Annotated in this window: 24 protein-coding genes; 11 read left to right on the top strand and 13 right to left on the bottom strand. The window is 59.8% G+C overall.

All coding sequences use genetic code 11. The annotated features are described in order from the left end of the window. Positions 1-63: 63 nt before the first annotated feature. Positions 64-1,002 (bottom strand): TIGR01212 family radical SAM protein, encoded by a 939-nt coding sequence (locus ACSBQS_RS17435; RefSeq protein WP_047026554.1) that lies wholly within the window; start codon positions 1,000-1,002, stop codon positions 64-66. A 691-nt stretch (positions 1,003-1,693) separates the two neighbouring features. Between ACSBQS_RS17435 and gltB the strand changes: the two genes are divergently transcribed. The 3 genes from gltB (at position 1,694) to ACSBQS_RS17420 (ending at position 8,231) form a co-directional block, all read left to right on the top strand. Beyond that, positions 1,694-6,154: a glutamate synthase large subunit gene (gene gltB / locus ACSBQS_RS17430; RefSeq protein WP_033644506.1), complete on the top strand. Its 4,461-nt coding sequence runs from the start codon at positions 1,694-1,696 to the stop codon at positions 6,152-6,154. A 14-nt stretch (positions 6,155-6,168) separates the two neighbouring features. Then, complete coding sequence (locus ACSBQS_RS17425; RefSeq protein WP_033644505.1) at positions 6,169-7,587, top strand: glutamate synthase small subunit; 1,419 nt, start codon at positions 6,169-6,171, stop codon at positions 7,585-7,587. Positions 7,588-7,751: 164 nt separating this feature from the next. After that, entirely contained in the window at positions 7,752-8,231 is a 480-nt protein-coding gene (locus ACSBQS_RS17420; RefSeq protein WP_033644504.1) for a hypothetical protein, read from the top strand. A 62-nt stretch (positions 8,232-8,293) separates the two neighbouring features. Here the strand turns inward: ACSBQS_RS17420 and sspB are convergent, their stop codons facing one another. From sspB to zapE, 5 genes are all read right to left on the bottom strand, one after another. Further along, positions 8,294-8,794: a ClpXP protease specificity-enhancing factor gene (sspB, locus tag ACSBQS_RS17415; RefSeq protein ID WP_025304365.1), complete on the bottom strand. Its 501-nt coding sequence runs from the start codon at positions 8,792-8,794 to the stop codon at positions 8,294-8,296. A gap of 5 nt (positions 8,795-8,799) precedes the next feature. Beyond that, the gene (gene sspA, locus ACSBQS_RS17410; RefSeq protein WP_004937082.1) at positions 8,800-9,441 is read right to left on the bottom strand and encodes a stringent starvation protein SspA; all 642 of its coding nucleotides are present in this window, start codon (positions 9,439-9,441) and stop codon (positions 8,800-8,802) included. Positions 9,442-9,766: 325 nt separating this feature from the next. Further along, entirely contained in the window at positions 9,767-10,159 is a 393-nt protein-coding gene (rpsI, locus tag ACSBQS_RS17405; RefSeq protein ID WP_004937080.1) for a 30S ribosomal protein S9, read from the bottom strand. Between the two features lie 15 nt (positions 10,160-10,174). Further along, positions 10,175-10,603, bottom strand: coding sequence for a 50S ribosomal protein L13 (rplM, locus tag ACSBQS_RS17400; protein WP_004937079.1), 429 nt, complete (start codon positions 10,601-10,603; stop codon positions 10,175-10,177). Positions 10,604-10,878: 275 nt separating this feature from the next. After that, positions 10,879-12,006: a cell division protein ZapE gene (zapE, locus tag ACSBQS_RS17395; protein WP_033644501.1), complete on the bottom strand. Its 1,128-nt coding sequence runs from the start codon at positions 12,004-12,006 to the stop codon at positions 10,879-10,881. Between the two features lie 231 nt (positions 12,007-12,237). On the opposite strand from zapE, the gene zapG reads away from it, so the two are divergent. The 3 genes from zapG to degS all read left to right on the top strand — a co-directional run bounded on the left by zapG (position 12,238) and on the right by degS (position 15,330). Further along, positions 12,238-12,639, top strand: coding sequence for a Z-ring associated protein ZapG (gene zapG / locus ACSBQS_RS17390; protein WP_004937074.1), 402 nt, complete (start codon positions 12,238-12,240; stop codon positions 12,637-12,639). A 173-nt stretch (positions 12,640-12,812) separates the two neighbouring features. Further along, positions 12,813-14,183 carry a serine endoprotease DegQ gene (gene degQ / locus ACSBQS_RS17385; protein ID WP_047026556.1) on the top strand — a complete coding sequence of 457 codons (1,371 nt, stop codon included), beginning with the start codon at positions 12,813-12,815 and terminating at the stop codon, positions 14,181-14,183. An 88-nt stretch (positions 14,184-14,271) separates the two neighbouring features. Continuing rightward, the gene (gene degS, locus ACSBQS_RS17380; protein WP_042785432.1) at positions 14,272-15,330 is read left to right on the top strand and encodes an outer membrane-stress sensor serine endopeptidase DegS; all 1,059 of its coding nucleotides are present in this window, start codon (positions 14,272-14,274) and stop codon (positions 15,328-15,330) included. A gap of 71 nt (positions 15,331-15,401) precedes the next feature. Here the strand turns inward: degS and murA are convergent, their stop codons facing one another. From murA to mlaF, 7 genes are all read right to left on the bottom strand, one after another. Then, the gene (gene murA / locus ACSBQS_RS17375) at positions 15,402-16,661 is read right to left on the bottom strand and encodes a UDP-N-acetylglucosamine 1-carboxyvinyltransferase (RefSeq protein ID WP_019453131.1); all 1,260 of its coding nucleotides are present in this window, start codon (positions 16,659-16,661) and stop codon (positions 15,402-15,404) included. Between the two features lie 55 nt (positions 16,662-16,716). Beyond that, complete coding sequence (gene ibaG / locus ACSBQS_RS17370; RefSeq protein ID WP_025304370.1) at positions 16,717-16,971, bottom strand: BolA family iron metabolism protein IbaG; 255 nt, start codon at positions 16,969-16,971, stop codon at positions 16,717-16,719. 140 nt (positions 16,972-17,111) lie between these two features. Then, positions 17,112-17,414: a lipid asymmetry maintenance protein MlaB gene (gene mlaB, locus ACSBQS_RS17365; protein WP_033644499.1), complete on the bottom strand. Its 303-nt coding sequence runs from the start codon at positions 17,412-17,414 to the stop codon at positions 17,112-17,114. Next, positions 17,414-18,043, bottom strand: a complete 630-nt coding sequence (mlaC, locus tag ACSBQS_RS17360; protein WP_033644498.1) for a phospholipid-binding protein MlaC — start codon at positions 18,041-18,043, stop codon at positions 17,414-17,416. Before mlaC ends, mlaB begins: the two co-directional genes overlap by 1 nt. Positions 18,044-18,057: 14 nt before the next feature. Continuing rightward, a complete protein-coding gene (gene mlaD / locus ACSBQS_RS17355; RefSeq protein ID WP_033644497.1) occupies positions 18,058-18,606 on the bottom strand; it encodes an outer membrane lipid asymmetry maintenance protein MlaD in 549 nt (182 codons plus the stop codon). Between the two features lie 4 nt (positions 18,607-18,610). Beyond that, on the bottom strand, positions 18,611-19,393 hold the full coding sequence (gene mlaE, locus ACSBQS_RS17350; RefSeq protein ID WP_033644495.1) for a lipid asymmetry maintenance ABC transporter permease subunit MlaE: 783 nt from the start codon (positions 19,391-19,393) through the stop codon (positions 18,611-18,613). Positions 19,394-19,397: 4 nt separating this feature from the next. Continuing rightward, positions 19,398-20,213 (bottom strand): phospholipid ABC transporter ATP-binding protein MlaF, encoded by an 816-nt coding sequence (mlaF, locus tag ACSBQS_RS17345; RefSeq protein WP_033644494.1) that lies wholly within the window; start codon positions 20,211-20,213, stop codon positions 19,398-19,400. A 302-nt stretch (positions 20,214-20,515) separates the two neighbouring features. Between mlaF and ACSBQS_RS17340 the strand changes: the two genes are divergently transcribed. The 5 genes from ACSBQS_RS17340 to lptA are packed head-to-tail and all read left to right on the top strand — an operon-like array spanning position 20,516 to position 24,151. After that, positions 20,516-21,493, top strand: coding sequence for a calcium/sodium antiporter (locus ACSBQS_RS17340; protein WP_033644493.1), 978 nt, complete (start codon positions 20,516-20,518; stop codon positions 21,491-21,493). Positions 21,494-21,509: 16 nt separating this feature from the next. Continuing rightward, on the top strand, positions 21,510-22,496 hold the full coding sequence (gene kdsD, locus ACSBQS_RS17335; RefSeq protein ID WP_033644492.1) for an arabinose-5-phosphate isomerase KdsD: 987 nt from the start codon (positions 21,510-21,512) through the stop codon (positions 22,494-22,496). Between the two features lie 17 nt (positions 22,497-22,513). Then, positions 22,514-23,068 (top strand): 3-deoxy-manno-octulosonate-8-phosphatase KdsC, encoded by a 555-nt coding sequence (kdsC, locus tag ACSBQS_RS17330; RefSeq protein ID WP_004937049.1) that lies wholly within the window; start codon positions 22,514-22,516, stop codon positions 23,066-23,068. Next, entirely contained in the window at positions 23,065-23,643 is a 579-nt protein-coding gene (gene lptC, locus ACSBQS_RS17325; RefSeq protein WP_033644491.1) for an LPS export ABC transporter periplasmic protein LptC, read from the top strand. Before kdsC ends, lptC begins: the two co-directional genes overlap by 4 nt. After that, positions 23,612-24,151 carry a lipopolysaccharide ABC transporter substrate-binding protein LptA gene (lptA, locus tag ACSBQS_RS17320; RefSeq protein ID WP_025160121.1) on the top strand — a complete coding sequence of 180 codons (540 nt, stop codon included), beginning with the start codon at positions 23,612-23,614 and terminating at the stop codon, positions 24,149-24,151. Before lptC ends, lptA begins: the two co-directional genes overlap by 32 nt. The last annotated feature ends 4 nt before the right edge of the window (positions 24,152-24,155 follow it).

Here is a 24,155-nt window from a genome sequence, read left to right as displayed (position 1 = left end):
ATCATACCGTAAAACCGCAATGAGATAAGGCGGCAAACGCCGAAGTGTGGCAAAGATTGCACTTCAGAGCGGCATTCCGGGGCGGTAGCGCCGCTTTTCATCCAGCGCGCTGCCCTGCCCGCCGTATTGCTGCAGATAAGCACCGACCGCCTGCATGCCGCTCCAGCGGTTTTCGCACCACAGCGGCGCCAGCAGCGTCGGCCGACGGGCGCTGGCGGAAAGACGGTGGTACACCACCCCGCCCGGCGTATGGCGGACCATCTCCCCGGCGCTGGCGGCGTAGTCCTCCAACGCCAGTTCGGGCAACCGCCCGGCATGCCACGCCCGCGCCAGGGTACTGCCGGTGACGACGTGCAGCGGATGCAGTTTGATGCCATCCACGCCGGTCTCCGTCACCCGCTGCAGCGTGAGCAGATGATCGCGCTGAGTTTCTCCCGGCAGCCCGACGATCAGATGGCAGCACACCTTCAGCCCGCGCTGCCGGGCCAGTCGCGCAGTCTGCTGATAACAGCGAAAATCATGGCCGCGGTTGATGCGCTTCAGCGTTTTATCGTGCGCCGTCTGCAACCCCAGCTCCAGCCACACTTCATAGCCTTGCTCGCGGTATCCCGTCAGCAGATCCAGCGCGGCGGGCGGCACGCAGTCCGGCCGGGTGCCGACGCACAGGCCGACCATGGCGCTCTGCGCCAACGCCTGCCGATACATCGTCTCCAGCCGTTCAACCTCCGCATAGGTGCTGGTATAGGCCTGGAAATAGGCCAGATAGCGCCGCGCCCGATCGGCCCGCGCGGCCTGCTGCGCCAGCTGTTCGGCAATGCTCTGGCGTTGCATCGCTTCATCGGCGAACGAGGCAACATTGCAGAACGTACAGCCGCCGCGCCCCAACGTGCCGTCGCGGTTAGGGCAGCTGAATCCGCCGTGCAGCGTGAGTTTATGGATCTTTTCGCCATAGCGGCGCTGGAGATCCGCGCCAAACATATTGACTAATTGCGGCAACTGCATAATCTTGGTGGTTCTCTGTGTTCAAAGCCGCGATGCTAATAAGAAACGGTTTTTCCCGCGATGACAGAGATCAACGCTTTCTCCGCAAGGCACCATCAGGCATAACTATTCACCATAAACGCAAATCAATTCACTCTAATTCTGATGAATTATTCTAATCGTCACGCAACCGTTAACGGCAATATGACAACACGGTGAAAAATAGTCATAAACATCAGCTAAGCAATATCTTATAGAATAAAATTCTGGCATTACCCCCCGCACTAGCATGGTGCAGAGATTAAGGGGTTGCACTATAGTGAGACAGCTCACACTTCTGCAGGGATCGGCGTTGCCCCACGATAGTGCAAAAATGCATTAAATTACTTATTTATCAAATAAATAAACATAATTAATTCGATAAGAATCTATCTTAAGCCCACATTTGACCTGCGAATTCTTTCTCGCTAAGTTGGAAGTCCGCTGGAAGCTTTCTGGACGGGCAAACGTCTCGTCATATTTATGCAGTAATTGAAGACTCCCTCTTAAAACAAGTCCTATACCACTTGTGAGACCGTCACGAGAGGCCATTGATGGAGGGCGGAAAAGCAGATTGGCGGGGTTAACTTGCTGATTGGACTTCTGCCTGAAATTGGGAAGCCCCCTCGCAGTAGGTTGTGAGAGTCACGCAGAGCCTGGGGAGGTTCACGATATGTTGTACGATAAATCCCAAGAGAGGGACAACTGTGGTTTCGGCCTGATCGCCCATATAGAAGGCGAACCTAGCCACAAGGTGGTGCGCACCGCCATTCACGCGCTGGCCCGCATGCAGCACCGCGGCGCGATCCTCGCCGACGGCAAGACCGGCGACGGCTGCGGCCTGTTGCTGCAAAAACCCGATCGTTTCTTCCGCATGGTGGCGGAAGAGCGCGGCTGGCGTTTGGCCAAGAACTACGCCGTCGGCATGATGTTCCTCAGCCAGAATGAAGAGGAAGCGCGCCTCAGCCGCCGCATCGTGGAAGAAGAGCTGCAAAACGAAACGCTGTCGATCGTCGGCTGGCGCGAAGTGCCGACCAACCCGGACGTGCTGGGTGAAATCGCCCTCTCCTCCCTGCCGCGCATCGAGCAAATCTTCGTTAACGCCCCGGCCGGCTGGCGCCCGCGTGATATGGAGCGCCGCCTGTTCGTGGCGCGTCGCCGCATCGAGAAACGCGTGGAGGACGACAGTTTTTACGTCTGCAGCTTCTCTAACCTGGTGACGATCTATAAAGGCCTGTGCATGCCTGCGGATCTGCCGCGCTTCTATCTCGATCTGGCGGACCTGCGCCTGGAGTCGGCCATTTGCCTGTTCCACCAGCGCTTCTCCACCAACACCGTGCCGCGCTGGCCGCTGGCGCAGCCGTTCCGCTACCTGGCGCACAACGGCGAAATCAACACCATCACCGGCAACCGCCAGTGGGCGCGCGCCCGTACCTATAAATTCCAAACGCCGCTGATCCCGGATCTGCAGGCCGCCGCGCCGTTCGTCAACGAAACCGGCTCCGACTCCAGTTCGCTGGACAACATGCTGGAGCTGCTGCTGGCGGGCGGGATGGATCTCATCCGCGCCATGCGCCTGCTGGTGCCGCCGGCCTGGCAGAACAACCCGGACATGGACGGCGATCTGCGCGCCTTCTTCGACTTCAACTCGATGCACATGGAGCCGTGGGACGGCCCGGCCGGCATCGTGATGTCCGACGGCCGCTACGCCGCCTGTAACCTCGATCGCAACGGCCTGCGCCCGGCGCGCTACGTGATCACCAAAGACAAGCTGATTACCTGCGCCTCCGAAGTCGGCATCTGGGATTACCAGCCGGATGAAGTGGTGGAAAAAGGCCGCGTCGGCCCCGGCGAGCTGATGGTGATCGACACCCGCAGCGGCCGCATCCTGCACTCGGCGGAAACCGACAACGATCTGAAAAGCCGCCACCCATATAAAGAGTGGATGGAGAAAAACGTCAAACGCCTGGTGCCGTTCGAAGATCTGCCGGACGATCAGGTCGGCAGCCGCGAGCTCGACGACGCGCAGCTCGAAACCTATCAGAAACAGTTCGGCTACAGCAGTGAAGAGCTGGATCAGGTGATCCGCGTGCTGGGCGAAATTGGCCAGGAAGCCACCGGTTCGATGGGCGACGATACCCCGTTCGCCGTGCTCTCCAGCCGGCCGCGCATCGTTTACGACTATTTCCGCCAGCAGTTCGCGCAGGTCACCAATCCGCCGATCGATCCGCTGCGTGAAGCGCACGTCATGTCGCTGGCCACCAGCATAGGCCGCGAAATGAACGTGTTCTGCGAAGCCGAAGGCCAGGCGCACCGCCTGAGCTTCAAATCGCCGATCCTGCTGTACTCCGATTTCAAACAGCTCACCACGCTGGAAGGCGAATACTATCGCGCCGAGACGCTCGATCTGACCTTCGATCCGCAGCAGCAGGATCTGGAGCAGACCATCCGCGCCCTGTGCGACGAAGCGGAACGTAAGGTGCGCGAAGGCGCGGTGCTGTTGGTGCTGTCCGACCGCGCCATCGCGCCCGGCCGCCTGCCGGTGCCTGCTCCGATGGCAGTCGGCGCCGTGCAAACCCGCCTGGTGGAAAAAAGCCTGCGCTGCGACGCCAACCTGATCGTTGAAACCGCCAGCGCCCGCGATCCACACCACTTCGCCGTACTGCTCGGCTTCGGCGCGACCGCCATCTATCCGTATCTGGCCTATGAAACCCTGGCCAAGCTGGTGGACAGCCAGGCGATCGACAAGAAATACCGCGACGTGATGCTGAACTACCGCAACGGCATCAACAAAGGCCTGTACAAGATCATGTCCAAGATGGGCATTTCGACCATCGCCTCTTACCGCTGCTCCAAGCTGTTCGAAGCGGTCGGCCTGCACCGCGATCTGGCGGATCTGTGCTTCCAGGGCGTGGTCAGCCGCATTGGCGGCGCCAGCTTCAGCGATTTCCAGCAGGATCTGCAGAACCTTTCCAAGCGCGCCTGGCTGAAACGCAAACCGCTGGAGCAAGGCGGCCTGCTGAAATTCGTGCACGGCGGCGAATACCACGCCTACAACCCGGACGTGGTGAACTCGCTGCAAAAAGCGGTACACAGCGGCGAGTACAGCGACTATCAGGCTTACGCCAAGCTGGTGAACGAGCGGCCGGTCGCCATGCTGCGCGATCTGCTGGCCATCACGCCGAAAGGCGAACCGATCCCGGTCGATCAGGTCGAACCGGCGGAATCGCTGTTCAAACGCTTCGACACGGCGGCGATGTCGATCGGCGCGCTGAGCCCGGAAGCGCACGAATCACTGGCGATCGCCATGAACGGCCTCGGCGGCTTCTCCAACTCCGGCGAAGGCGGCGAAGATCCGGCGCGCTACCGCACCAACAAGGTGTCGCGCATCAAACAGGTGGCCTCCGGCCGTTTCGGCGTAACGCCGGCCTACCTGGTGAACGCCGACGTGATCCAGATTAAGGTGGCGCAAGGCGCCAAGCCGGGCGAAGGCGGCCAGCTGCCGGGCGACAAAGTCACCCCGTACATCGCCAGACTGCGTTACTCGGTGCCGGGCGTGACGCTGATCTCCCCGCCGCCGCACCACGACATCTACTCGATCGAAGATCTGGCGCAGCTGATCTTCGATCTGAAGCAGGTCAACCCGAAGGCGGTGATCTCGGTGAAACTGGTGTCCGAGCCGGGCGTCGGCACCATCGCCACCGGCGTGGCGAAAGCCTATGCCGATCTGATCACCATCGCCGGTTACGACGGCGGCACCGGCGCCAGCCCGCTGTCCTCGGTGAAATATGCCGGCTGCCCATGGGAACTGGGCCTGGTGGAAACCCAGCAGGCGCTGGTGGCCAACGGTCTGCGCCACAAGATCCGCCTGCAGGTGGACGGCGGCCTGAAAACCGGCGTGGACATCGTCAAAGCGGCGATCCTGGGCGCGGAAAGCTTCGGCTTCGGCACCGGGCCGATGGTGGCGCTGGGCTGCAAATACCTGCGCATCTGCCACCTCAACAACTGCGCGACCGGCGTCGCGACGCAGGACGACAAGCTGCGCCGCGATCACTACCACGGCCTGCCGGAACGCGTGACGAATTACTTCCAGTTTATCGCACGTGAAACCCGCGAGATCATGGCGCAACTGGGCGTGAGCCAATTGGTGGATCTGATCGGCCGCACCGAGTTCCTGACCGAGCTGGACGGCATTTCCGCCAAGCAGAACAAGCTGGATCTGTCGCCGCTGCTGAAAACCGCCACGCCGCATCCGGGTAAAGCGGTGTACTGCACCGAAAGCAGCAACCCGGCGTTCGACAAGGGCCTGCTGAACAAAGAGCTGCTGGCGCAGGCGCAGCCGCATATCGAAGCGAAACAGGGTAAAACCTTCTACTTCGACATTCGCAACACTGACCGCTCCGTGGGCGCCATGCTGTCCGGCGCTATCGCCAACGTGCACGGCGATCAGGGCATGGCGGCCGATCCGATCAAGGCGCACTTCTCCGGCACCGCCGGGCAGAGCTTCGGCGTCTGGAACGCCGGCGGCGTCGAGCTGACCCTGACCGGCGACGCCAACGACTATGTCGGCAAGGGCATGGCCGGCGGCAGCATCGCGGTGCGTCCGCCGATCGGCTCCGCCTTCCGCAGCCATGAAGCCAGCATCGTCGGCAATACCTGCCTGTACGGCGCCACCGGCGGCAAACTGTTCGCCGCCGGCCGCGCGGGCGAGCGTTTCGCGGTGCGCAACTCCGGCGCCATCACCGTGGTGGAAGGCATCGGCGACAACGGCTGCGAATACATGACCGGCGGCATCGTCTGCGTGCTGGGTAAAACCGGCATCAACTTCGGCGCCGGCATGACCGGCGGCTTCGCCTACGTGCTGGACGAAGACGGCGAGTTCCGCAAGCGCGTGAACCCGGAGCTGGTGGAAGTGCTGGATGTCGATCAGTTGGCGATCCATGAGGAGCATCTGCGCGGCCTGATCACCGAACACGTGCAGGCGACCGGCTCTTCCCGCGCGGAAGAGATCCTGGCCAACTGGCCGGAGTGGGCGCCGAAGTTCGCCCTGGTCAAACCGAAGTCCAGCGATGTCAAAGCGCTGTTGGGTCACCGTAGCCGTTCCGCAGCCGAGCTGCGGGTGCAGGCGCAGTAAGAGGTAGGTCATTAATGAGCCAGAACGTTTATCAATTTATCGACCTGCAGCGTGTTGATCCGCCTAAGAAACCGCTGAAGATCCGCAAAATAGAGTTCGTCGAGATCTACGAACCGTTTTCGGAAACCCAGGCCAAAGCCCAGGCGGACCGCTGTCTGTCCTGCGGCAACCCGTATTGCGAGTGGAAGTGCCCGGTGCACAACTACATCCCGAACTGGCTGAAGCTGGCCAACGAAGGCCGCATCATGGAAGCGGCGGACCTGGCACATCAGACCAACAGCCTGCCTGAGGTGTGCGGCCGCGTATGCCCGCAGGATCGCCTGTGCGAAGGGTCTTGCACCCTGAACGACGAGTTCGGCGCGGTCACCATCGGCAATATCGAGCGTTACATCAGCGATAAGGCCATCGAAATGGGCTGGAAGCCGGACATGTCGCACGTGCAGCCGACCGGCAAGCGCGTGGCGATCGTCGGTGCCGGCCCCGCCGGGTTGGCCTGCGCTGACGTGCTGACCCGCAACGGCGTTAAGGCGGTAGTGTATGATCGTCATCCTGAGATCGGCGGTCTGCTGACCTTCGGCATCCCGGCCTTCAAGCTGGAAAAGGAAGTGATGGTCAAACGCCGCGGCATCTTCAGCGAGATGGGCATCGAGTTCCAGTTGAATACCGAAGTAGGCAAAGACGTCAGCATGGAGACTTTGCTGAGCGAGTACGATGCGGTGTTCCTCGGCGTCGGCACCTATCAATCGATGCGTGGCGGGCTGGAGAATGAGGATGCGCAGGGCGTGTACGACGCGCTGCCGTTCCTGATCGCCAACACCAAGCAGCTGATGGGGTATGAAACCGAGCAGCACGAGCCTTATGTCAGCATGGAAGGCAAACGGGTGGTGGTGCTGGGCGGCGGCGATACCGCCATGGACTGCGTGCGCACCTCGGTGCGTCAGGGCGCGACGCAGGTCACCTGCGCCTACCGCCGCGACGAGGCCAACATGCCGGGCTCCAAGCGCGAAGTGAAGAACGCCCGGGAAGAAGGGGTGGACTTCCAGTTCAACCTGCAGCCGCTGAGCATCGAACTGAACAGCGCCGGCCGCGTGGCCGGGGTGAAAATGGTGCGCACTCAGCTGGGTGCGCCGGATGCCAACGGCCGCCAGGCGGCGGAGCAGGTGCCGGGTTCCGAGCACGTGATCGACGCCGACGCGGTGGTGATGGCGTTCGGCTTCCGCCCACACCGCATGGACTGGCTGGCGGCGCACGACGTGCAGCTCGATAAACAGGGCCGCATCGTGGCGCCGGAAGGCAGCGACAACGCGTTCCAGACCAGCAACCCGAAAATCTTCGCCGGTGGCGACGCGGTCCGCGGCTCCGACCTGGTGGTGACGGCGATCGCCGAAGGCCGCAAAGCGGCAGACGGCATCATGAACTACCTGGAAGTGTAAACCTTCCGTACCGCCAAAGGCCCGGCACATTGCCGGGCCTTTGTTTTAACCGGCCACGCTTTGTAACAACCTCCCCCCTTCTCACTGCCTCAACGCGCTATAGTATTGAGTTAGCACCATTGCAGGGCGCGGCTGCGCCTGACACCGAGATAAGGATAGCGAACATGAAATGCTCCATTTCCCTGTTGGCCGGCGCACTGCTGGCCGTCAGTTTCAGCGCCTCAGCCCTGGCGCTGGATTCGCAGGAGGTCGGTTACAATATCGAAGCGCGCGGCGCGCGGCCGGTCGTGGCGCAGTTGGGCAAGGCCGGGCAGTTCAGCGCCGTGGAAAACAGTATCCGGTTGGGGGACGACAACTGGATTGCCCTGGCGCCCAAGCTGGCCGGCGGCGGCAATGCCGGATTTACCGCCGGCATTAAATCTGCCCTCTCCGCCGCCCTGATCTACAACCCGGCGGCGGTATTGCAGGCGCTCAACAAAGGCAACGATCTGCCGCTCAATGACATCTGCACCGCGCCACCGGAAGTGCAAGGCGACACCGCCATCACCAGCTTCCGTGAGCGCGCGGCCCGCGCGCTGTCCACCGTGCGCGTAGGCGATCTCAGCGCGCCGCGCGATGCCTGCATTGCCGCCTTGAAAGGCTGATCCGCTTCGTCCGGGCAAAAAAAAGCACCCCACGGGGTGCTTTTTCGTTTGTTCACGCGGGCTTATTTCACCACACGCAGCGCCGGTCGGCCACCGCGTGGCGGCTGCGGCGGTTCGTCGTCCGGGCCGTCATCTTCCGCGGTATCCGGGCGATCGCCGTCGATCACCGACATCAACGTTTCCGAAGGGATCGTCTCATTGTCCAAACCTTCGAACACGCCTTCGCTTTCGTCGTAGGCGGCTTCCGGTTCAAACATCGTGCCGGCGCCGTTCTCACGCGCATAAATCGCCAGCACGGCGGCCATCGGCACCGAGACCTGGCGCGGCACGCCGCCGAAGCGCGCGTTGAACTGCACGTCTTCGTTGCCCAACGCCAGGTTGCCTACCGCGCGCGGCGCGATATTCAACACGATCTGGCCATCGCGCGCGAACTCCATCGGCACCTGAACATCAGGGCGAGTCACGTCGACCACCAGGTGCGGCGTCAGCTGGTTATCCAGCAGCCAGTCATAGAACGCCCGCAGCAGATACGGGCGACGCGGCGTCATCTGAGACATGTCCATCGCGCTTAGCCCCGGGTTTGCAGGCGCATTTCACGCTCGGCTTCGGTCAGGGAAGCCAGGAAAGCGTCGCGTTCGAAGACGCGGGTCATGTAGCCTTTCAGCTCTTTGGAGCCAGCGCCGCTCAACTCGATGCCCAGCTGCGGCAGACGCCACAACAGCGGTGCCAGGTAGCAATCCACCAGGCTGAACTCTTCGCTCATGAAATACGGCGCCTGCCCGAAAATAGGCGCGATCGCCAGCAGCTCTTCACGCAGTTGGCGGCGGGCGGATTCTGCTTCCTGACCGCTGCTCTTCTCGATCTTGTCCATCAGCGAGTACCAGTTCTTCTCGATGCGCAGCATCATCAGACGGCTCTCACCACGGGCAACCGGGTAAACCGGCATCAGCGGCGGGTGCGGGAAGCGCTCATCCAGGTATTCCATGATGATGCGGGATTCATACAGGGTCAGTTCGCGATCGACCAGCGTAGGCACCGTCTGGTAAGGGTTGAGGTCAATCAGATCTTGCGGCAGGTTATCCATTTCGACCTGCTCGATCTCGACGCTGACACCTTTCTCCGCCAGTACGATGCGTACTTGATGGCTAAAAATGTCGGTCGGGCCAGAGAACAGCGTCATTACCGAACGTTTGTTGGCAGCGACAGCCATGAAAACCTCCAAGTTATCTAGAAAATACTGCGAATAGCCAACTGACAGGCTGCTATCCTGAATAATCTTGCCGCAGGCCGGCAGCACGCAGCGCGACCCAAACCCATAAAAAACCGGCCCAGGAGGTCAACTGCACGGCGAACAGGCGCAAAAGTGGGTGATAGTTTACCAGATTTTGCTTGTTTTGTGGGGGCGCTGCGGCGAATTCATGTTGAATTGTCTGATATGCCACAGATTTTAGTCGGGGACAGCGGATTTCAGGCATAAAAAAACCCGGTGAAGCACCGGGTTTTTTGCGTAAATCGCACTGCCGAAGCAGCGGAAATTAACGCTTGGAGAACTGCGGACGACGACGTGCTTTACGCAGACCGACTTTCTTACGTTCAACCTGACGAGCGTCACGGGTGACGAAGCCAGCTTTACGCAGTTCAGAACGCAGAGTCTCATCGTACTCCATCAGTGCACGGGTGATACCGTGACGGATGGCGCCAGCTTGACCGGAGATACCACCACCTTTAACGGTGATGTACAGATCCAGTTTGCCAACCATGTCGACCAGTTCCAGCGGCTGACGAACTACCATGCGGGCAGTTTCGCGACCGAAGTACTGTTCCAGGCTGCGCTGGTTGATAACGATGTTACCGTTGCCCGGCTTGATGAAGACGCGAGCGGCGGAGCTTTTGCGGCGACCAGTGCCGTAGTATTGATTTTCAGCCATTGCCATTAATCCCGATTAAATGTCCAGAACTTGCGGTTGCTGTGCCGCGTGATTGTGCTCGGTGCCCGCGTAAACTTTCAGTTTACGGAACATAGCACGACCCAGCGGGCCCTTTGGCAGCATGCCTTTAACCGCGATTTCAATCACGCGCTCAGGACGGCGGGCAATCATCTCTTCAAAGGTCGCTTGCTTGATACCACCGATGTGGCCGGTGTGGTGGTAGTACACTTTGTCTGTACGCTTGTTGCCGGTTACAGCAACTTTGTCAGCGTTCAGAACGATGATGTAATCACCGGTATCCACGTGCGGGGTGTATTCCGCTTTATGCTTGCCGCGCAGGCGACGAGCCAGTTCAGTAGCGAGACGGCCTAAAGTTTTACCATCTGCATCAACAACGTACCAGTCGCGTTTTACGGTTTCTGGTTTAGCTGTAAAAGTTTTCATTAGAAAGCTTACCCAATAATTAGTTACACGTTGGTGAACACCCAAACGCTCGAAAACAGTTGAGGCTCACACGACCATACAAGTCCAGCAAACCTACCCCTTCGAATAGCCATTGCCGGCACTATAAAGTTTTTGGGAAAAAAAACTTTGTTGTAACGTGGGGTCGCAAGATTATAGAGAAGTCGCTCACAAAGATCGAACGGTTTTTGAATGGAAAATAAATTTATCGCCGGCGGCGGACAACCGGCGATACGGCGGCGGCAAGCCCGGCAGACTCAGGGCAAATGCGGCAGCTTGAGGTACTCTTCGCTCTGCATTTCCTGCAGGCGCGACAGGCAGCGCTGGAATTCAAATTTCAGCTGCACCCCCTGATAGATCTCGAACATCGACGCTTCGGCGCCGATCACCAGCTTGATGTGCCGCTCGTAGAATTCGTCCACCAACGCCAGGAAACGGCGCGCGGTATTCTCTTTCAGCGGCCCCATCACCCGCACATTATACAGGATCACGCTGTGATACAGCCGCGACAGCGCGATGTAGTCCAGTTGGCTGCGCGCCTCTTCGCACAGCGTGTGGAAATCCACCGCCAGCACGCCGTCCACCGAACGGATAGCCTGCAGCGGCCGATGGTTGATCTGCAGCACCGGCGCGTCCTCCCCCGCCTTGCCCGCCAGCTTAACGAACATCCGATCCAGCGTCTCGCGCGTCTGGTCGCTCAGCGGCGTTAGGTAGAGGTGCGCCTGGGTCAGGGTACGCAGACGATAGTCGATGCCGGCGTCGACGTTCATCACGTCGCAGTACTCGTTGATCAGATCGATGGCCGGCAGGAAACGCGCCCGCTGCAGACCGTTGCGGTACAGATCGTCCGGCGGGATGTTCGACGTGGCCACCAGCGTGATGCCGCGCGCGAACAGCGCCTGCAGCAGCGTGGCCAGCAGCATGGCGTCGGTGATGTCGGACACGAAGAATTCGTCGAAACACAGCACGTCGGTCTCGGCCTTAAAGCCGTCGGCGACGATTTCCAGCGGGTTTTCCCGCCCCTGCAACTCGGTCAGCTCTTCATGCACCCGCAGCATGAAGCGGTGAAAGTGCAGACGCATTTTGCGATCGCCCGGCAAACTGTGGAAGAACATATCCATCAACCAGGTTTTGCCGCGCCCGACGCCGCCCCACATATACAGCCCCTGCACCGGGCGCTGCGGTGCCGTGTCGCCGCCCTTGCCCAGCAAGCGGCTGAGCTTACCGCGCAGCCCGCCGGCAGGCGCGCTCGCCGCCGGCTTTTGCAACAGAGCCTGATAAATGCGATCCAGTTGAGTGACGGCCCGGCGTTGAACCTCATCGGCCTGATATTCCCCCGCATCCAGCGCCTGCTGGTAGCGAGATAACGGTGATAGTGCCTGCATCTGTTCGATGTTCCCTAAGAACGCTTAGAAATTATTTAGCCAACGTTGGCGGCAAGTTGATGCCGATTCGCACCGTTATCGCCACAAATGCCCGCTGCGGGCGCCGCTGAAAACCCTGTAAAAATTAGGTGGAAGCGCATCAGGATTCCACTCGGACAAGGTTAACGGTTATAGTGGATATTATTAAGTGAAAAATCCCTGCGGAACAACGAAGTCAAAATAGGAGTCATCATGACCTGGGAGTATGCGCTGATTGGTTTGGTCGTCGGTATCGTGATTGGTGCGGTGGCGATGCGTTTTGGCAACCGTAAATTACGTCAACAACAAGTCCTGCAGAACGAGCTGGACAAGAGCAAAACCGAGCTGGAAGAGTACCGTCAGGAGCTGGTCGGCCACTTTGCCCGCAGCGCCGAGCTGCTGGACAACATGGCGCGCGATTATCGTCAGCTGTATCAGCACATGGCGAAAAGCTCGAACAACCTGCTGCCGGATCTGCCGATGCAGGAAAATCCGTTCCGCTATCGCCTGACCGAAGCGGAAGCAGACAACGATCAAGCGCCGGTGGAAATGCCGCGCGACTATTCGGAAGGCGCCTCCGGCCTGCTGCGCGGGCAAAGCGCGCGCCGCGACTGACCCCCTTCGCCCGCGGGGCCACCCGCGGGCTTCCTCCGTTTACCGTCTTGACCTTCCCTCGCATTACCTTTACTGAACTTTGCACGCAAATTCACGGTCTTACCCTTCACTATGACAAGGTGATTGCCTTATCATCAAATTTTCATCGGCAGGTATTGAGAGAGTTATAATCAATGAAGAAAAAGTCGTTAATTCTTAGTGCATTGGCAATGAGCCTCGGCCTGACGCTCAGCTCCGTACCGGTGGCCAACGCGGCCCTGCCCGTCGCCGTTCAGGGGCAGCCGCTGCCGAGCCTGGCGCCGATGCTGGAAAAAGTCTTGCCCGCCGTAGTGAGCGTGCATGTCGCCGGCACTCAGGTGCAGCGTCAACAACTGCCGGAAGAGTTCAGGCGCTTCTTCGGCCCTAACTTCCCCGGCCAGCAGCAAAGCTCCCGTCCGTTTGAAGGGCTGGGTTCCGGCGTGATCATCGACGCCGCCAAAGGCTATGTGCTGACCAACAACCACGTCATCAACAATGCCGATAAAATCCGCGTGCAGTTGAACGACGGTCGCGAGCTGGACGCCAAGCTGGTCGGCCGCGATGAGCAATCCGACATCGCCCTGCTGCAGCTCAGCGACACCAAAAACCTGACCGCCATCAAGATGGCCGATTCCGATCAGCTGCGCGTCGGCGACTTTGCCGTCGCGGTCGGCAACCCGTTTGGCCTGGGCCAAACCGCCACTTCCGGCATTATCTCGGCGCTGGGCCGCTCCGGCCTGAATCTGGAAGGGCTGGAAAACTTCATTCAGACCGACGCCTCCATCAACCGCGGCAACTCCGGCGGCGCGCTGGTTAACCTGAACGGCGAGCTGATCGGCATCAATACCGCCATTCTGGCGCCGAGCGGCGGCAACGTCGGCATCGGTTTCGCCATTCCGAGCAATATGGCGCAGAACCTGAGCCAGCAGCTGATTGAATTCGGCGAAGTGAAACGCGGCCTGCTGGGCATCAAGGGCAGCGAAATGACCCCGGATATGGCCAAAGCCTTCAACACCGACGCGCAGCGCGGCGCCTTCGTCAGCGAAGTGCTGCCGAAATCCGCCGCCGCCAAGGCGGGCATCAAGGCCGGGGATATCCTGGTCTCCGTCGACGGTAAACCGGTGAGCAGCTTCGCCGAACTGCGCGCCAAAGTCGGCACCACCGCGCCGGGCAAAACCCTCAAGGTGGGCCTGCTGCGCGATGGCAAACCGCAGGAAGTCTCGGTCACGCTGGACAACAGCGAGAGCGCCTCGACCAACGCCGAAACGCTGTCGCCGGCGCTGCAGGGGGTTTCCCTCAGCAATGCCGCGTTGCCGAACGGCGACAAGGGCGTGAAGGTGGAGAACGTGGATAAAGGGTCAACGGCGGCGCAGATCGGCCTGCAGAAAGGCGACGTGATCATCGGCGTCAACCGTCAGCGCGTGGACAACATCACCACGCTGCGTAAAGTGCTGGAGGCCAAGCCACCGGTGATGGCGCTCAATATCGTGCGCGGCAACGAAACCATTTATCTGCTGCTGCGTTAATTTGTGCAAAAACCGGGCTCGGTGACATACTGCGCCCGGTTAACTCATGCTATCCTCCGAACATCGTTCACCACACCACGAAAACTCCATGTTTGCTAAGCTCTTGCGTTCTGTCGTTATCGGTCTCATCGTTGCCGGCCTGCTGTTGGCCGCACTGCCCATGCTGCGTTCTTCCAACGGCCTGTTTGCAGACAAACCTGAGAGCACCAGCGACGAAACGCCAGTGAGCTACAACAAAGCGGTGCGCCGCGCCGCGCCCGCCGTGGTGAACATTTACAACCGCAACCTGAACGGCGCCGCCAACGTGCTGTCGCTCGGTTCCGGCGTGATCATGAATGAACGCGGCTATATCATCACCAACCGCCACGTGATCAAAGACGCTCAGCAGATCACCGTGGTGTTGCAGGATGGCCGCCGCTACGAAGCGCTGTTGGTCGGCTCGGACGGCCTGACCGATTTGGCGGTGCTGAAGATCGATCCCGGCAATTTGCCGGTGATCCCGACCAATAAAAATCGCGTTGCCCACGTCGGCGACGTGGTGCTGGCGATCGGCAACCCCTATAACCTGGGGCAGACCGTCACACAGGGCATCCTCAGCGCCACCGGCCGCATCAGTATGAGCACCACCGGCCGACAGACGTTCCTGCAGACCGACGCCTCCATCAACCGCGGCAACTCCGGCGGCGCGCTGGTCAACTCGCTGGGCGAGCTGATCGGCATCAACACCCTGACCTATGACAAAATTACCGACGGCGAAACGCCGGAGGGCCTCGGCTTCGCCATTCCGATCGAACTGGCCACCAAAATCATGGACAAGCTGATCCGCGACGGCCGCGTCATCCGCGGCTATTTCGGCATTCAGGGCAAAGAGATCATTCCGCTGCGCTCGTCCAATTCCGGCATCGATCGCCTTCAAGGCATCATCGTGACCGAGATTACGCCAAACGGCCCGGCGAGCAACGCCGGCTTCCAGATCAACGACATCATCATCAACGTGGATAACAAACCGGCGGTGTCCGTGCTGGAGACCATGGATCAGGTGGCGGAGATCAGACCGGGCACCGAGATACCGGTTATCGTGCTGCGTGACGGCAAGCGCATTACGTTGAAAATGACGGTGGGTGAATTCCCGGAAGACAGCAATTAAAAAAGGGCCGGCATTGATAGCCGGCCCTTTGATTTTCATCCTGCCGACGCAGCCGCGCCGGCGTTAATGCCTTACTCGCCTTTCACACGCTCGATGTTCGCACCCAGCGCGCGCAGCTTGTCTTCAATACGCTCATAGCCGCGATCAATATGGTAGATGCGATCGACGACGGTCACGCCGTCGGCGATGCAGCCGGCGATCACCAGGCTGGCGGAAGCGCGCAGATCGGTCGCCATCACCTGAGCACCGGACAGCTGTTCAACGCCATGGCAGATCACGGTGTTGCTCTCGATTTCCGCGTGCGCCCCCATGCGGATCAATTCCGGCACGTGCATGAAACGGTTTTCGAAGATGGTCTCGGTGATAACGCCGGTGCCTTCCGCCACCAGGTTCAACAGGCTGAACTGAGCCTGCATGTCGGTCGGGAAGCCCGGGTGCGGCGCGGTGCGCACGGTGACCGCTTTCGGGCGCTTGCCGTGCATGTCCAGGCTGATCCAGTCTTCGCCCACTTCGATATCGGCACCGGCTTCACGCAGCTTGGCCAGCACCGCATCCAGCGTATCCGGACGGGTGTTGCGGCACATCACTTTGCCGCCGGAAACCGCGGCGGCGATCAGGAAGGTACCGGTCTCGATACGGTCAGGCAGCACGCGATACACACCGCCGCCCAGACGCTCGACGCCCTCGATGGTGATCTTGTCACTGCCTGCGCCGCTGATCTTCGCGCCCAGCGTATTGAGGAAGTTGGCGGTATCGACAATTTCCGGCTCACGCGCGGCGTTCTCGATAACGGTCGTGCCGGTCGCCAGGGTCGCGGCGCTCATGATGGTCACGGTCGCGCCCACGCTCACCTTGTCCATCACGATGTGCGCGCCTTTCAGACGGCCATCGACGGACGCCTTGACGTAACCTTCTTCCAGCTTGATCTCGGCCCCCAACTGCTCCAGGCCGGTGATGTGCAGATCGACCGGACGCGCGCCGATCGCGCAGCCGCCCGGCAGGGAAACCTGACCGCGGCCGAAACGTGCCACCAGCGGCCCCAGCGCCCAGATGGAAGCGCGCATGGTTTTCACCAGATCGTAAGGCGCGCAAAACTCGTTCACGCCGCTGGCGTCCACGAAGACCGAACCGTTGCGCTCAATCTTGGTGCCCAACTGGCTGAGCAGTTTAATGGTGGTATCGATGTCCTTCAGCTTGGGGACATTCTGCAGCTCGACCGGTTCTTCCGCCAACAGGGCGGCGAACAGGATCGGCAGGGCGGCGTTTTTGGCCCCGGAAATAGACACTTCACCGCTCAGGCGGGTCCGACCCTGCACACGAAATTTATCCATCTGACTACTCTCTGTTATCTAATCTGAAGCTGCCCGCCCGGCAGGGCAAACAGCCTTAAAATCCGTTGAGTTTGCGGTCTCGCTGCCACTCTTCAGGGGTGTACGCCTTGATAGACAAGGCATGAATGCGGTTGTCCGCAATGTATTCCATCAGCGGTGCGTAAACCGTCTGCTGTTTTTTGACGCGGCTCATGCCGGCGAACAGTTCGCCGACCACGATCGCTTGAAAATGGCTGCCGTCGCCCGTCACGTGCGCTTCATCCAGTGCCAATGCCTGCATCAGCACGTCTTTAATCTCGTTGGTTTCCATAGTATCCAGTTCTGCCGCTAAAGGATCATAAACAGCCTAGTATCTTAGTGGAATACGATGTTTTCTTAAACTAAAGAAAAAGCCCCTGCATAACAGGGGCTTTGTATCGTTTAACCACGCAAAGGCGGTGTAAAACGCCGCTAACCGGCGGTATCGACAGGCATTATCGCCTGCAGGTTGTAGAGCGCGATCAGCGTTTTCAGACGCTCGGTGACGCCGAAAATTTTTAGCGCGACGCCACGTTGGCGCTGCTCTTCCTGCAGATGCAGCAACAGCGCCAGCCCGGAGGAGTCCACGCGCTGCAGTTGCGCCACGTCGATCGCGGTTTTATCCGCCATCAGCGCGTCGCGCTGCCGCCACAACGGCAGCAGCGTTTCACGGTCCAGTTCACCGCGCAGGATCAGCGTCTGCTGCTCTGATTCGAAGCTGAGCGCTGCCGACATCAGTTTTTCTTGTCCAGCGAGATTGGCTGCGCGGCAGCGGCCTGCAGCTGTTTGGTCAGGCCGTCGATGCCCTGAGTACGCAGCGTAGACGCCCACTCGTTTTGCTTGGTGGTGATCATGCTGACGCCTTCGGCGATCATGTCATACGCCTGCCAGTAGCCGGTTTTGCTGTTCTTGCGCCATTGGAAATCCAGACGCACCGGCGGGCGGCCGCCGTTGTCGATGATGGTGACGCGAATGGCCACGATGTCGGCGTTGCCCAGCGGCTGTTCAGGCGCGATCTGGTAAGTCTGGCCGTGGTACATCGCCAGCGCCTGGCCGTAAGCCTGCTCCAGGTAAGCCTGGAAAGCGGTGAAGTAAGCTTCGCGCTGCGCAGGCGTCGCATCTTTGTAGTAACGGCCCAGCACCAGCGCGCCGGCGTATTTCACCTGCACGAACGGCATCAGTTCCTGATGCACGATGGAGCGCAGGTAGTTCGGGTCCTGCTTGATCTTCGGCTGTTCGTTCTTCAAACGGCTGAAGGTCTTCTGCGCCGCGTCTTGCATCATGCTGTAAGGATTGGTTTGGTCGGCTGCGCTCGCCAGCGGCGCAACCACCAGCAGAGCCACCATCAGTAAACGTTTAAACATGCAGGTATCCTCTCTTAATGATTTGGAACAGCGGGTTGCGGTGCAGCGCCGGCAGCGGGCTCAGCGGCCGCGTCTCCCGGTTTGGCGCTGTCCTGACCGCCGCTTTTATACAGGAACTGGCCGATCAGATCTTCCAGAACCATGGCTGATTTAGTGTCCTGAATGGTGCCGCCGTCTTTCAGAATGGTGGTGCCCATATCAGGATCTTCGAAGCCCACGTTAAGCGCCAGATATTGCTCGCCCAGCAGGCCGGAGGTGCGGATCGCCAGCGAGCTGGTATCCGGGATTTCGTCGTACTTTTTCTGGATATCGAGCGCCACGCGCGGCGTGTAGGTTTTCGGATCGAGTTCGATGTCCGCCACGCGGCCGATCACCACGCCGCCGATCTTCACCGGCGAACGCGGTTTCAGGCCGCCGATATTGTCGAACGTCGCGTAAACGCGGTAGGTCGGCTCGCTGCCGATCGATTTAAGGTTCGCCACCTGCAGGCAGATAAACACGATGGCGCACAGCGCGATCAGCATGAATGCCCCAACCCAGATTTCACTCTTCTTCGTTTGCATCGAATCAATTCCCAAACATCAGTGCGGTCAGCACGAAATCCAATCCCAACACCGCCAGTGACGAATGCACCACGGTACGCGTCGTCGCCCGGCTAATCCCTTCAGAGGTAGGCACGGCGTCATACCCGTTGAAAATGGCAATCCAGGTTACGGTAATGGCGAACACCACGCTCTTGATCAGGCAGTTGAGCAGATCTTTTTTCCACTCTACGGCGCCTTGCATCGCCGACCAGAAGAAGCCGCTGTCGATGCCCTTCCAATCCACGCCGACCACCGAGCCGCCCCAAATGCCGATCGCCACGAAGATGATGGTCAGCAGCGGCATGCTGATCATCCCCGCCCAGAAACGCGGCGCCACGATGCGCCGCAGCGGATCGACCGCCATCATTTCCAGGCTGGAGATCTGTTCCGTCGCCTTCATCAGGCCGATTTCCGCCGTGAGCGCGGAACCGGCGCGGCCGGCGAACAGCAGCGCCGTCACCACCGGCCCCAGCTCGCGCAGCAGCGACAGCGCCACCATCATGCCGAGGCTGGCTTCAGCGCTGTAGGTGGTAAGCACGATATACCCCTGCAGGCCCAGCACCATGCCGATAAACAGCCCGGAAACCATGATGATCAGCAGCGACTGCACGCCGACGCTGTAAAGCTGTTTCAACAACAGCGGCCACTGCTTGCCGGGTTCCGGCCGGCCAATCAATGCGTTGAACAGCATCAACCCGGCGCGGCCGAAGCTGGCGCTGGTGTTGATGCCACTGCGCCCCAGAGACGCTAACGCTCTTAATAACATGAGCTTATTTACTCCCTAAGCCTAGCAGTTCAGTCTGATAATCCCCGGCCGGATAGCGGAACGGCACCGGTCCATCCGCTATACCATCCAGGAACTGGCGCACGCGCGCATCAGGATTGTTCTGCAATTGCTGCGTGGTGCCTTCGGCAATCACCCGGTGATCGGCCACGATATAGGCGTAGTCGGCGATGCTCAGCACCTCCGGCACGTCGTGCGACACCACGATGCAGGTAATGCCCAGCGCATGGTTCAACTCGTCGATCAGCTTGACCAGCACCCCCATGGTGATCGGATCCTGGCCGACGAAAGGTTCGTCGAACATGATCATTTCCGGATCCAGCGCGATCGCGCGCGCCAACGCCGCCCGGCGCGCCATGCCGCCGGAGAGTTCATTGGGCATCAGCTGCGCCGCACCGCGCAGCCCGACCGCTTCCAGCTTCATCAGCACCGTGCTGCGCAGCAGGGGCTCAGGCAGGTTGCTGTGCTCACGCAACGGGTAGGCCACGTTTTCGAATACGGTCAAATCGGTGAACAGCGCGCCCGACTGGAACAGCATGCTCATCTTTTTGCGCGCGTCGTACAACTGACGGCGGGACAATGCGGGAATGTTGTCGCCGTCAAACCAAATCTCCCCGCGGTCCGGCGTCAGCTGACCGCCGATCAGACGCAGCAGCGTGGTTTTGCCGATGCCCGACGGCCCCATGATCGCCGTGATCTTACCGCGAGGCACCGTCAGGTTAATGTCTTCAAATATCCGCCGGTCGCCGCGCGAGAAGCTCATGTCGCGCACTTCGACCAAATTATCTGCCTTTTGGAGCATGTTAATGGACCCTTTACGACTCATCTTTTGCTGAATCTACCCGTGATGTTAAAGCAATGGGCGCAATCCGTCTCATCTTTACAAAAACTTACTGCCATTTCGCAACCAATGATGCCATTGGTTTTACTTTTCCGCGCCACCCGGTCAAAATTGGCGCCATAACGAAAAAAAACGAAAGTGTTCAACAATTAGCCGGGAAAAACCGGTGCTGCGTTCAAGCGCACGCACCGGAGGGCAAGCAATACCGCCGCATTGACGGCTTTAACCAACGAACCGGGATAATACCCGACAAAGGACACTGCATGTTTCTCGCAATAGCATTATTAATCGTTGGTTTATTTCTACTGGTGTATGGTGCAGACCGCTTAGTTTATGGTGCTGCCGTGATTTCCCGTTCGCTTGGCGTGCCGCCGTTGATCATCGGCATGACCATCGTCGGCATCGGCACTTCACTGCCGGAGCTGATCGTGTCCACCACCGCCGCGCTGAACGGGCAGATAGATATGGCCGTTGGCAACGTATTAGGTTCCAACATCACCAACATTTTATTGATCCTGGGTGTAGCGGCGCTGATTCACCCGCTGGCTGCACGATCGGAAATACTGCGGCGCGAACTGCCGCTGATGTTAGCGGTCACAGTATTGTGCGGTTTCGTGTTGATGGACGGCACCCTGAGCAGGCTGGACGGCGTGCTGCTGCTGACCGCCGCCGCCGGTTTCATCCTGCTGATGCTGAAAATCGCCCGGCTGGCGCAGCGCGAGGGCAGCGACAGCCTGACCATGGAGCAGATCGCCGAACTGCCGCAGGACAGCAGCAATACCGTGGCGGTGCTGTGGCTGGTGCTGGCGTTTATCATTCTGCCGCTCTCTTCCAGAATGGTGGTCGATAACGCGACGGTGATCGCGCACTATTTCGGCCTGAGCGAACTGGTGGTCGGCTTGACCATTATAGCCATCGGCACCAGCCTGCCCGAGCTGGCCACGTCCATCGCCGGAGCATTAAAGGGCGAAGATGATATGGCGATTGGCAATATCATCGGCTCCAATATTTTCAACACGGTGATCGTGCTGGGCGTCCCCGCCCTGCTGTCGCCGGGCAGCGTGGACGCCGCCGCCTTCCAGCGCGATTACTGGGTGATGCTGGCGGCCAGCGTGCTGCTGAGCGTGCTGTGCATCGGCCGCAAACACCGCATCGGCCACCTGGCCGGCGCGCTGTTATTATGCGGCTTTATTGCGTATCTTGCGGTGCTGTTCTTTAACCCTTTCAGTACTTTCGGCTAAACCGACGGGAATGAGTATGTCGAACATTGAGTTGCAACCGGGCTTCGATTTTCAACAGGCCGGCAAAGAAGTGCTTCAGATAGAGCGTGACGGGCTGGCTCAGCTCGACAGCTACATCAACGCAGACTTCACCCGCGCCTGCGAAACGATCGCCGCCTGCGGCGGCAAAGTGGTGGTGATGGGCATGGGTAAATCCGGCCATATCGGCTGCAAGATCGCCGCGACCTTCGCCAGCACCGGCACCCCCTCATTCTTCGTGCACCCGGCGGAAGCCAGCCATGGCGATTTGGGCATGGTCACTCCGCAGGATATCGTACTCGCCATCTCCAACTCCGGTGAGTCCAGCGAGATCCTGGCGCTGATCCCGGTGTTGAAACGGCAGCGGATCACCCTCATCTGCATGACCAACAATCCGGAAAGTTCGATGGGCAAGGCGGCGGACATCCACCTGTGCATCAAGGTGCCGCAGGAGGCCTGCCCGCTGGGGCTGGCGCCGACCACCAGCACCACCGCCACGCTGGTGATGGGCGATGCGCTGGCCGTCGCGCTGCTGAAGGCGCGCGGTTTCACGCCGGAAGATTTCGCGCTGTCGCATCCGGGCGGCGCACTCGGCCGCAAGCTGCTGCTGCGGGTTAGCGATATCATGCACAGCGGCGACGAAATGCCCCACGTCAGCGCCGACGCCTCATTGCGCGACGCGCTGCTGGAAATCACCCGCAAAAATCTGGGTCTGACGGTGATCTGCGACGATCTGATGAAAATCGCCGGCATCTTTACCGATGGCGACCTGCGCCGGGTGTTCGATATGGGCATCAACCTGCACGAAGCCAAGATCGCCGATGTCATGACGCCGGGCGGCGTGCGGGTGCGTCCCAACCTCCTGGCGGTCGATGCGCTGAATCTGATGCAGCAACGCCACATCACCGCGCTGCTGGTTGCCGATGGCGACCAGTTGCTGGGTGTGGTACATATGCATGACATGCTGCGCGCCGGCGTCGTTTAATTAAGGAATAGAACGGAATGGGTATGGTAGAAACCTGCTACGGGCCGGTAGAACAAGAGGTTATGGCGCGTGCCGGGAACATCCGCCTGTTGATTTGCGATGTTGACGGCGTACTGTCGGACGGCCTGATCTTCATGGGCAACAACGGTGAAGAATTGAAGGCGTTCAACGTGCGCGACGGTTACGGCATCCGCTGTCTGAAAACCTCCGACATCGAGGTGGCGATCATTACCGGTCGCTCCGCCAGGCTGCTGGAAGACCGCGCGCAAACGCTCGGCATCACCCATCTGTATCAGGGGCAATCCGATAAGCTTTTGGCCTTCCGCGAACTGTTGGATAAACTGTCGTTAACGGCGGATCAGGTCGCCTATATCGGCGATGACCTGATCGACTGGCCGGTGATGGCGCAGGTGGGCCTGGCGGTCGCGGTCGCAGACGCCCATCCGCTGCTGACGCCGCGAGCCCACTACGTCACCCGCATTGCCGGCGGCCGCGGCGCGGTGCGCGAACTGTGCGACATCATTCTTTTGGCTCAAAATAAGCTGGAGGACGCCAAAGGGCTGTCGATATGAGTAAAACCAAACTTTGGATCACCATCCTGTTGACGGTGATCGTTCTGGCGCTGATCGGCTGGAACATGACGGACTTCAGCGACGATACGGCTCCTGGCCCGGCTAACGATCAGGATCCGACCTACCAGAGCCAGCACACGGTCACCGTGGTGTACAATCCGGCCGGTAAACTGAATTATAAGCTGGTGGCGGAAGACGCGAAGTATTACACCGCCGGCGAGCTGAGCTGGTTCACCCAGCCGGTGATGACGCTGTTCGACGAGAATGCGGTGGCCACCTGGTCAGTTCGCGCCGATCGCGCCAAACTGACGAAAGACCGGATGCTGTATCTGTATGGCCACGTCGAGGTAAACAGCCTGACCACCACCTCGCAGCTGGAAAAAATTAAGACGGACAACGCTCAGGTAAACCTGGTCACCCAGGACGTCACCTCCGATGACGAAGTCACGCTTTACGGGACCAATTTTACCTCTAACGGCATGAAAATGCGTGGGAACCTGCGGACCAAAACCGCTGAGCTGATTGATAAGGTTAAGACCAACTATGAAATCCAGAACCAAAAACCAACTCCGTAATCTGTTGATCGGCAGCTTAGTTTTGGCCGCCAGCGCCCCTGCTCTGGCGCTGAAATCCGACTCCAGCCAGCCGGTCAGCATCGACTCGCTCAAGCAGTCGTTGGATATGCAAAGCAACGTCAGCACCTTTACTGACAACGTGGTGATCAAACAGGGCACCATCGATATCCGCGCTGACAAGGTGGTGGTCACCCGTCCGGGCGGAGATCAGAATAAGACCTATATTGAAGCGTTCGGCAACCCGGTAACCTTCTACCAGATGCAGGACAGCGGCAAGCCGGTCAAAGGCCACGCGCAGAAAGTGCGTTACGACGTGGCGACCCAGCTGGTGACCCTGACGGGCAACGCCTATCTGGAGCAGCTCGACAGCAACGTGAAAGGCGATCGCATCACCTATCTGGTGCAACAGCAGCAAATGCAGGCGTTTAGCGACAAAGGCAAACGCGTGACAACGGTTCTGGTACCGTCGCAGTTGCAAGACAAAAACGGGCAAAAAAAGAGTAACTAATCAC

Source organism: Serratia sp. H402Y (genome assembly GCF_051172415.1).
Taxonomy (GTDB): Bacteria; Pseudomonadota; Gammaproteobacteria; order Enterobacterales; family Enterobacteriaceae; genus Serratia; species Serratia ureilytica.
This window is presented reverse-complemented; position numbering and strand designations above follow the sequence as displayed.

Bases quoted from the DNA above. Each gene is read 5' to 3' on its own strand.
- ACSBQS_RS17435 (WP_047026554.1), bottom strand. From the start codon at position 1,002: ATGCAGTTGCCGCAATTAGTCAATATGTTTGGCGCGGATCTCCAGCGC.
- gltB (WP_033644506.1), top strand. From the start codon at position 1,694: ATGTTGTACGATAAATCCCAAGAGAGGGACAACTGTGGTTTCGGCCTG.
- ACSBQS_RS17425 (WP_033644505.1), top strand. From the start codon at position 6,169: ATGAGCCAGAACGTTTATCAATTTATCGACCTGCAGCGTGTTGATCCG.
- ACSBQS_RS17420 (WP_033644504.1), top strand. From the start codon at position 7,752: ATGAAATGCTCCATTTCCCTGTTGGCCGGCGCACTGCTGGCCGTCAGT.
- sspB (WP_025304365.1), bottom strand. From the start codon at position 8,794: ATGGACATGTCTCAGATGACGCCGCGTCGCCCGTATCTGCTGCGGGCG.
- sspA (WP_004937082.1), bottom strand. From the start codon at position 9,441: ATGGCTGTCGCTGCCAACAAACGTTCGGTAATGACGCTGTTCTCTGGC.
- rpsI (WP_004937080.1), bottom strand. From the start codon at position 10,159: ATGGCTGAAAATCAATACTACGGCACTGGTCGCCGCAAAAGCTCCGCC.
- rplM (WP_004937079.1), bottom strand. From the start codon at position 10,603: ATGAAAACTTTTACAGCTAAACCAGAAACCGTAAAACGCGACTGGTAC.
- zapE (WP_033644501.1), bottom strand. From the start codon at position 12,006: ATGCAGGCACTATCACCGTTATCTCGCTACCAGCAGGCGCTGGATGCG.
- zapG (WP_004937074.1), top strand. From the start codon at position 12,238: ATGACCTGGGAGTATGCGCTGATTGGTTTGGTCGTCGGTATCGTGATT.
- degQ (WP_047026556.1), top strand. From the start codon at position 12,813: ATGAAGAAAAAGTCGTTAATTCTTAGTGCATTGGCAATGAGCCTCGGC.
- degS (WP_042785432.1), top strand. From the start codon at position 14,272: ATGTTTGCTAAGCTCTTGCGTTCTGTCGTTATCGGTCTCATCGTTGCC.
- murA (WP_019453131.1), bottom strand. From the start codon at position 16,661: ATGGATAAATTTCGTGTGCAGGGTCGGACCCGCCTGAGCGGTGAAGTG.
- ibaG (WP_025304370.1), bottom strand. From the start codon at position 16,971: ATGGAAACCAACGAGATTAAAGACGTGCTGATGCAGGCATTGGCACTG.
- mlaB (WP_033644499.1), bottom strand. From the start codon at position 17,414: ATGTCGGCAGCGCTCAGCTTCGAATCAGAGCAGCAGACGCTGATCCTG.
- mlaC (WP_033644498.1), bottom strand. From the start codon at position 18,043: ATGTTTAAACGTTTACTGATGGTGGCTCTGCTGGTGGTTGCGCCGCTG.
- mlaD (WP_033644497.1), bottom strand. From the start codon at position 18,606: ATGCAAACGAAGAAGAGTGAAATCTGGGTTGGGGCATTCATGCTGATC.
- mlaE (WP_033644495.1), bottom strand. From the start codon at position 19,393: ATGTTATTAAGAGCGTTAGCGTCTCTGGGGCGCAGTGGCATCAACACC.
- mlaF (WP_033644494.1), bottom strand. From the start codon at position 20,213: ATGCTCCAAAAGGCAGATAATTTGGTCGAAGTGCGCGACATGAGCTTC.
- ACSBQS_RS17340 (WP_033644493.1), top strand. From the start codon at position 20,516: ATGTTTCTCGCAATAGCATTATTAATCGTTGGTTTATTTCTACTGGTG.
- kdsD (WP_033644492.1), top strand. From the start codon at position 21,510: ATGTCGAACATTGAGTTGCAACCGGGCTTCGATTTTCAACAGGCCGGC.
- kdsC (WP_004937049.1), top strand. From the start codon at position 22,514: ATGGGTATGGTAGAAACCTGCTACGGGCCGGTAGAACAAGAGGTTATG.
- lptC (WP_033644491.1), top strand. From the start codon at position 23,065: ATGAGTAAAACCAAACTTTGGATCACCATCCTGTTGACGGTGATCGTT.
- lptA (WP_025160121.1), top strand. From the start codon at position 23,612: ATGAAATCCAGAACCAAAAACCAACTCCGTAATCTGTTGATCGGCAGC.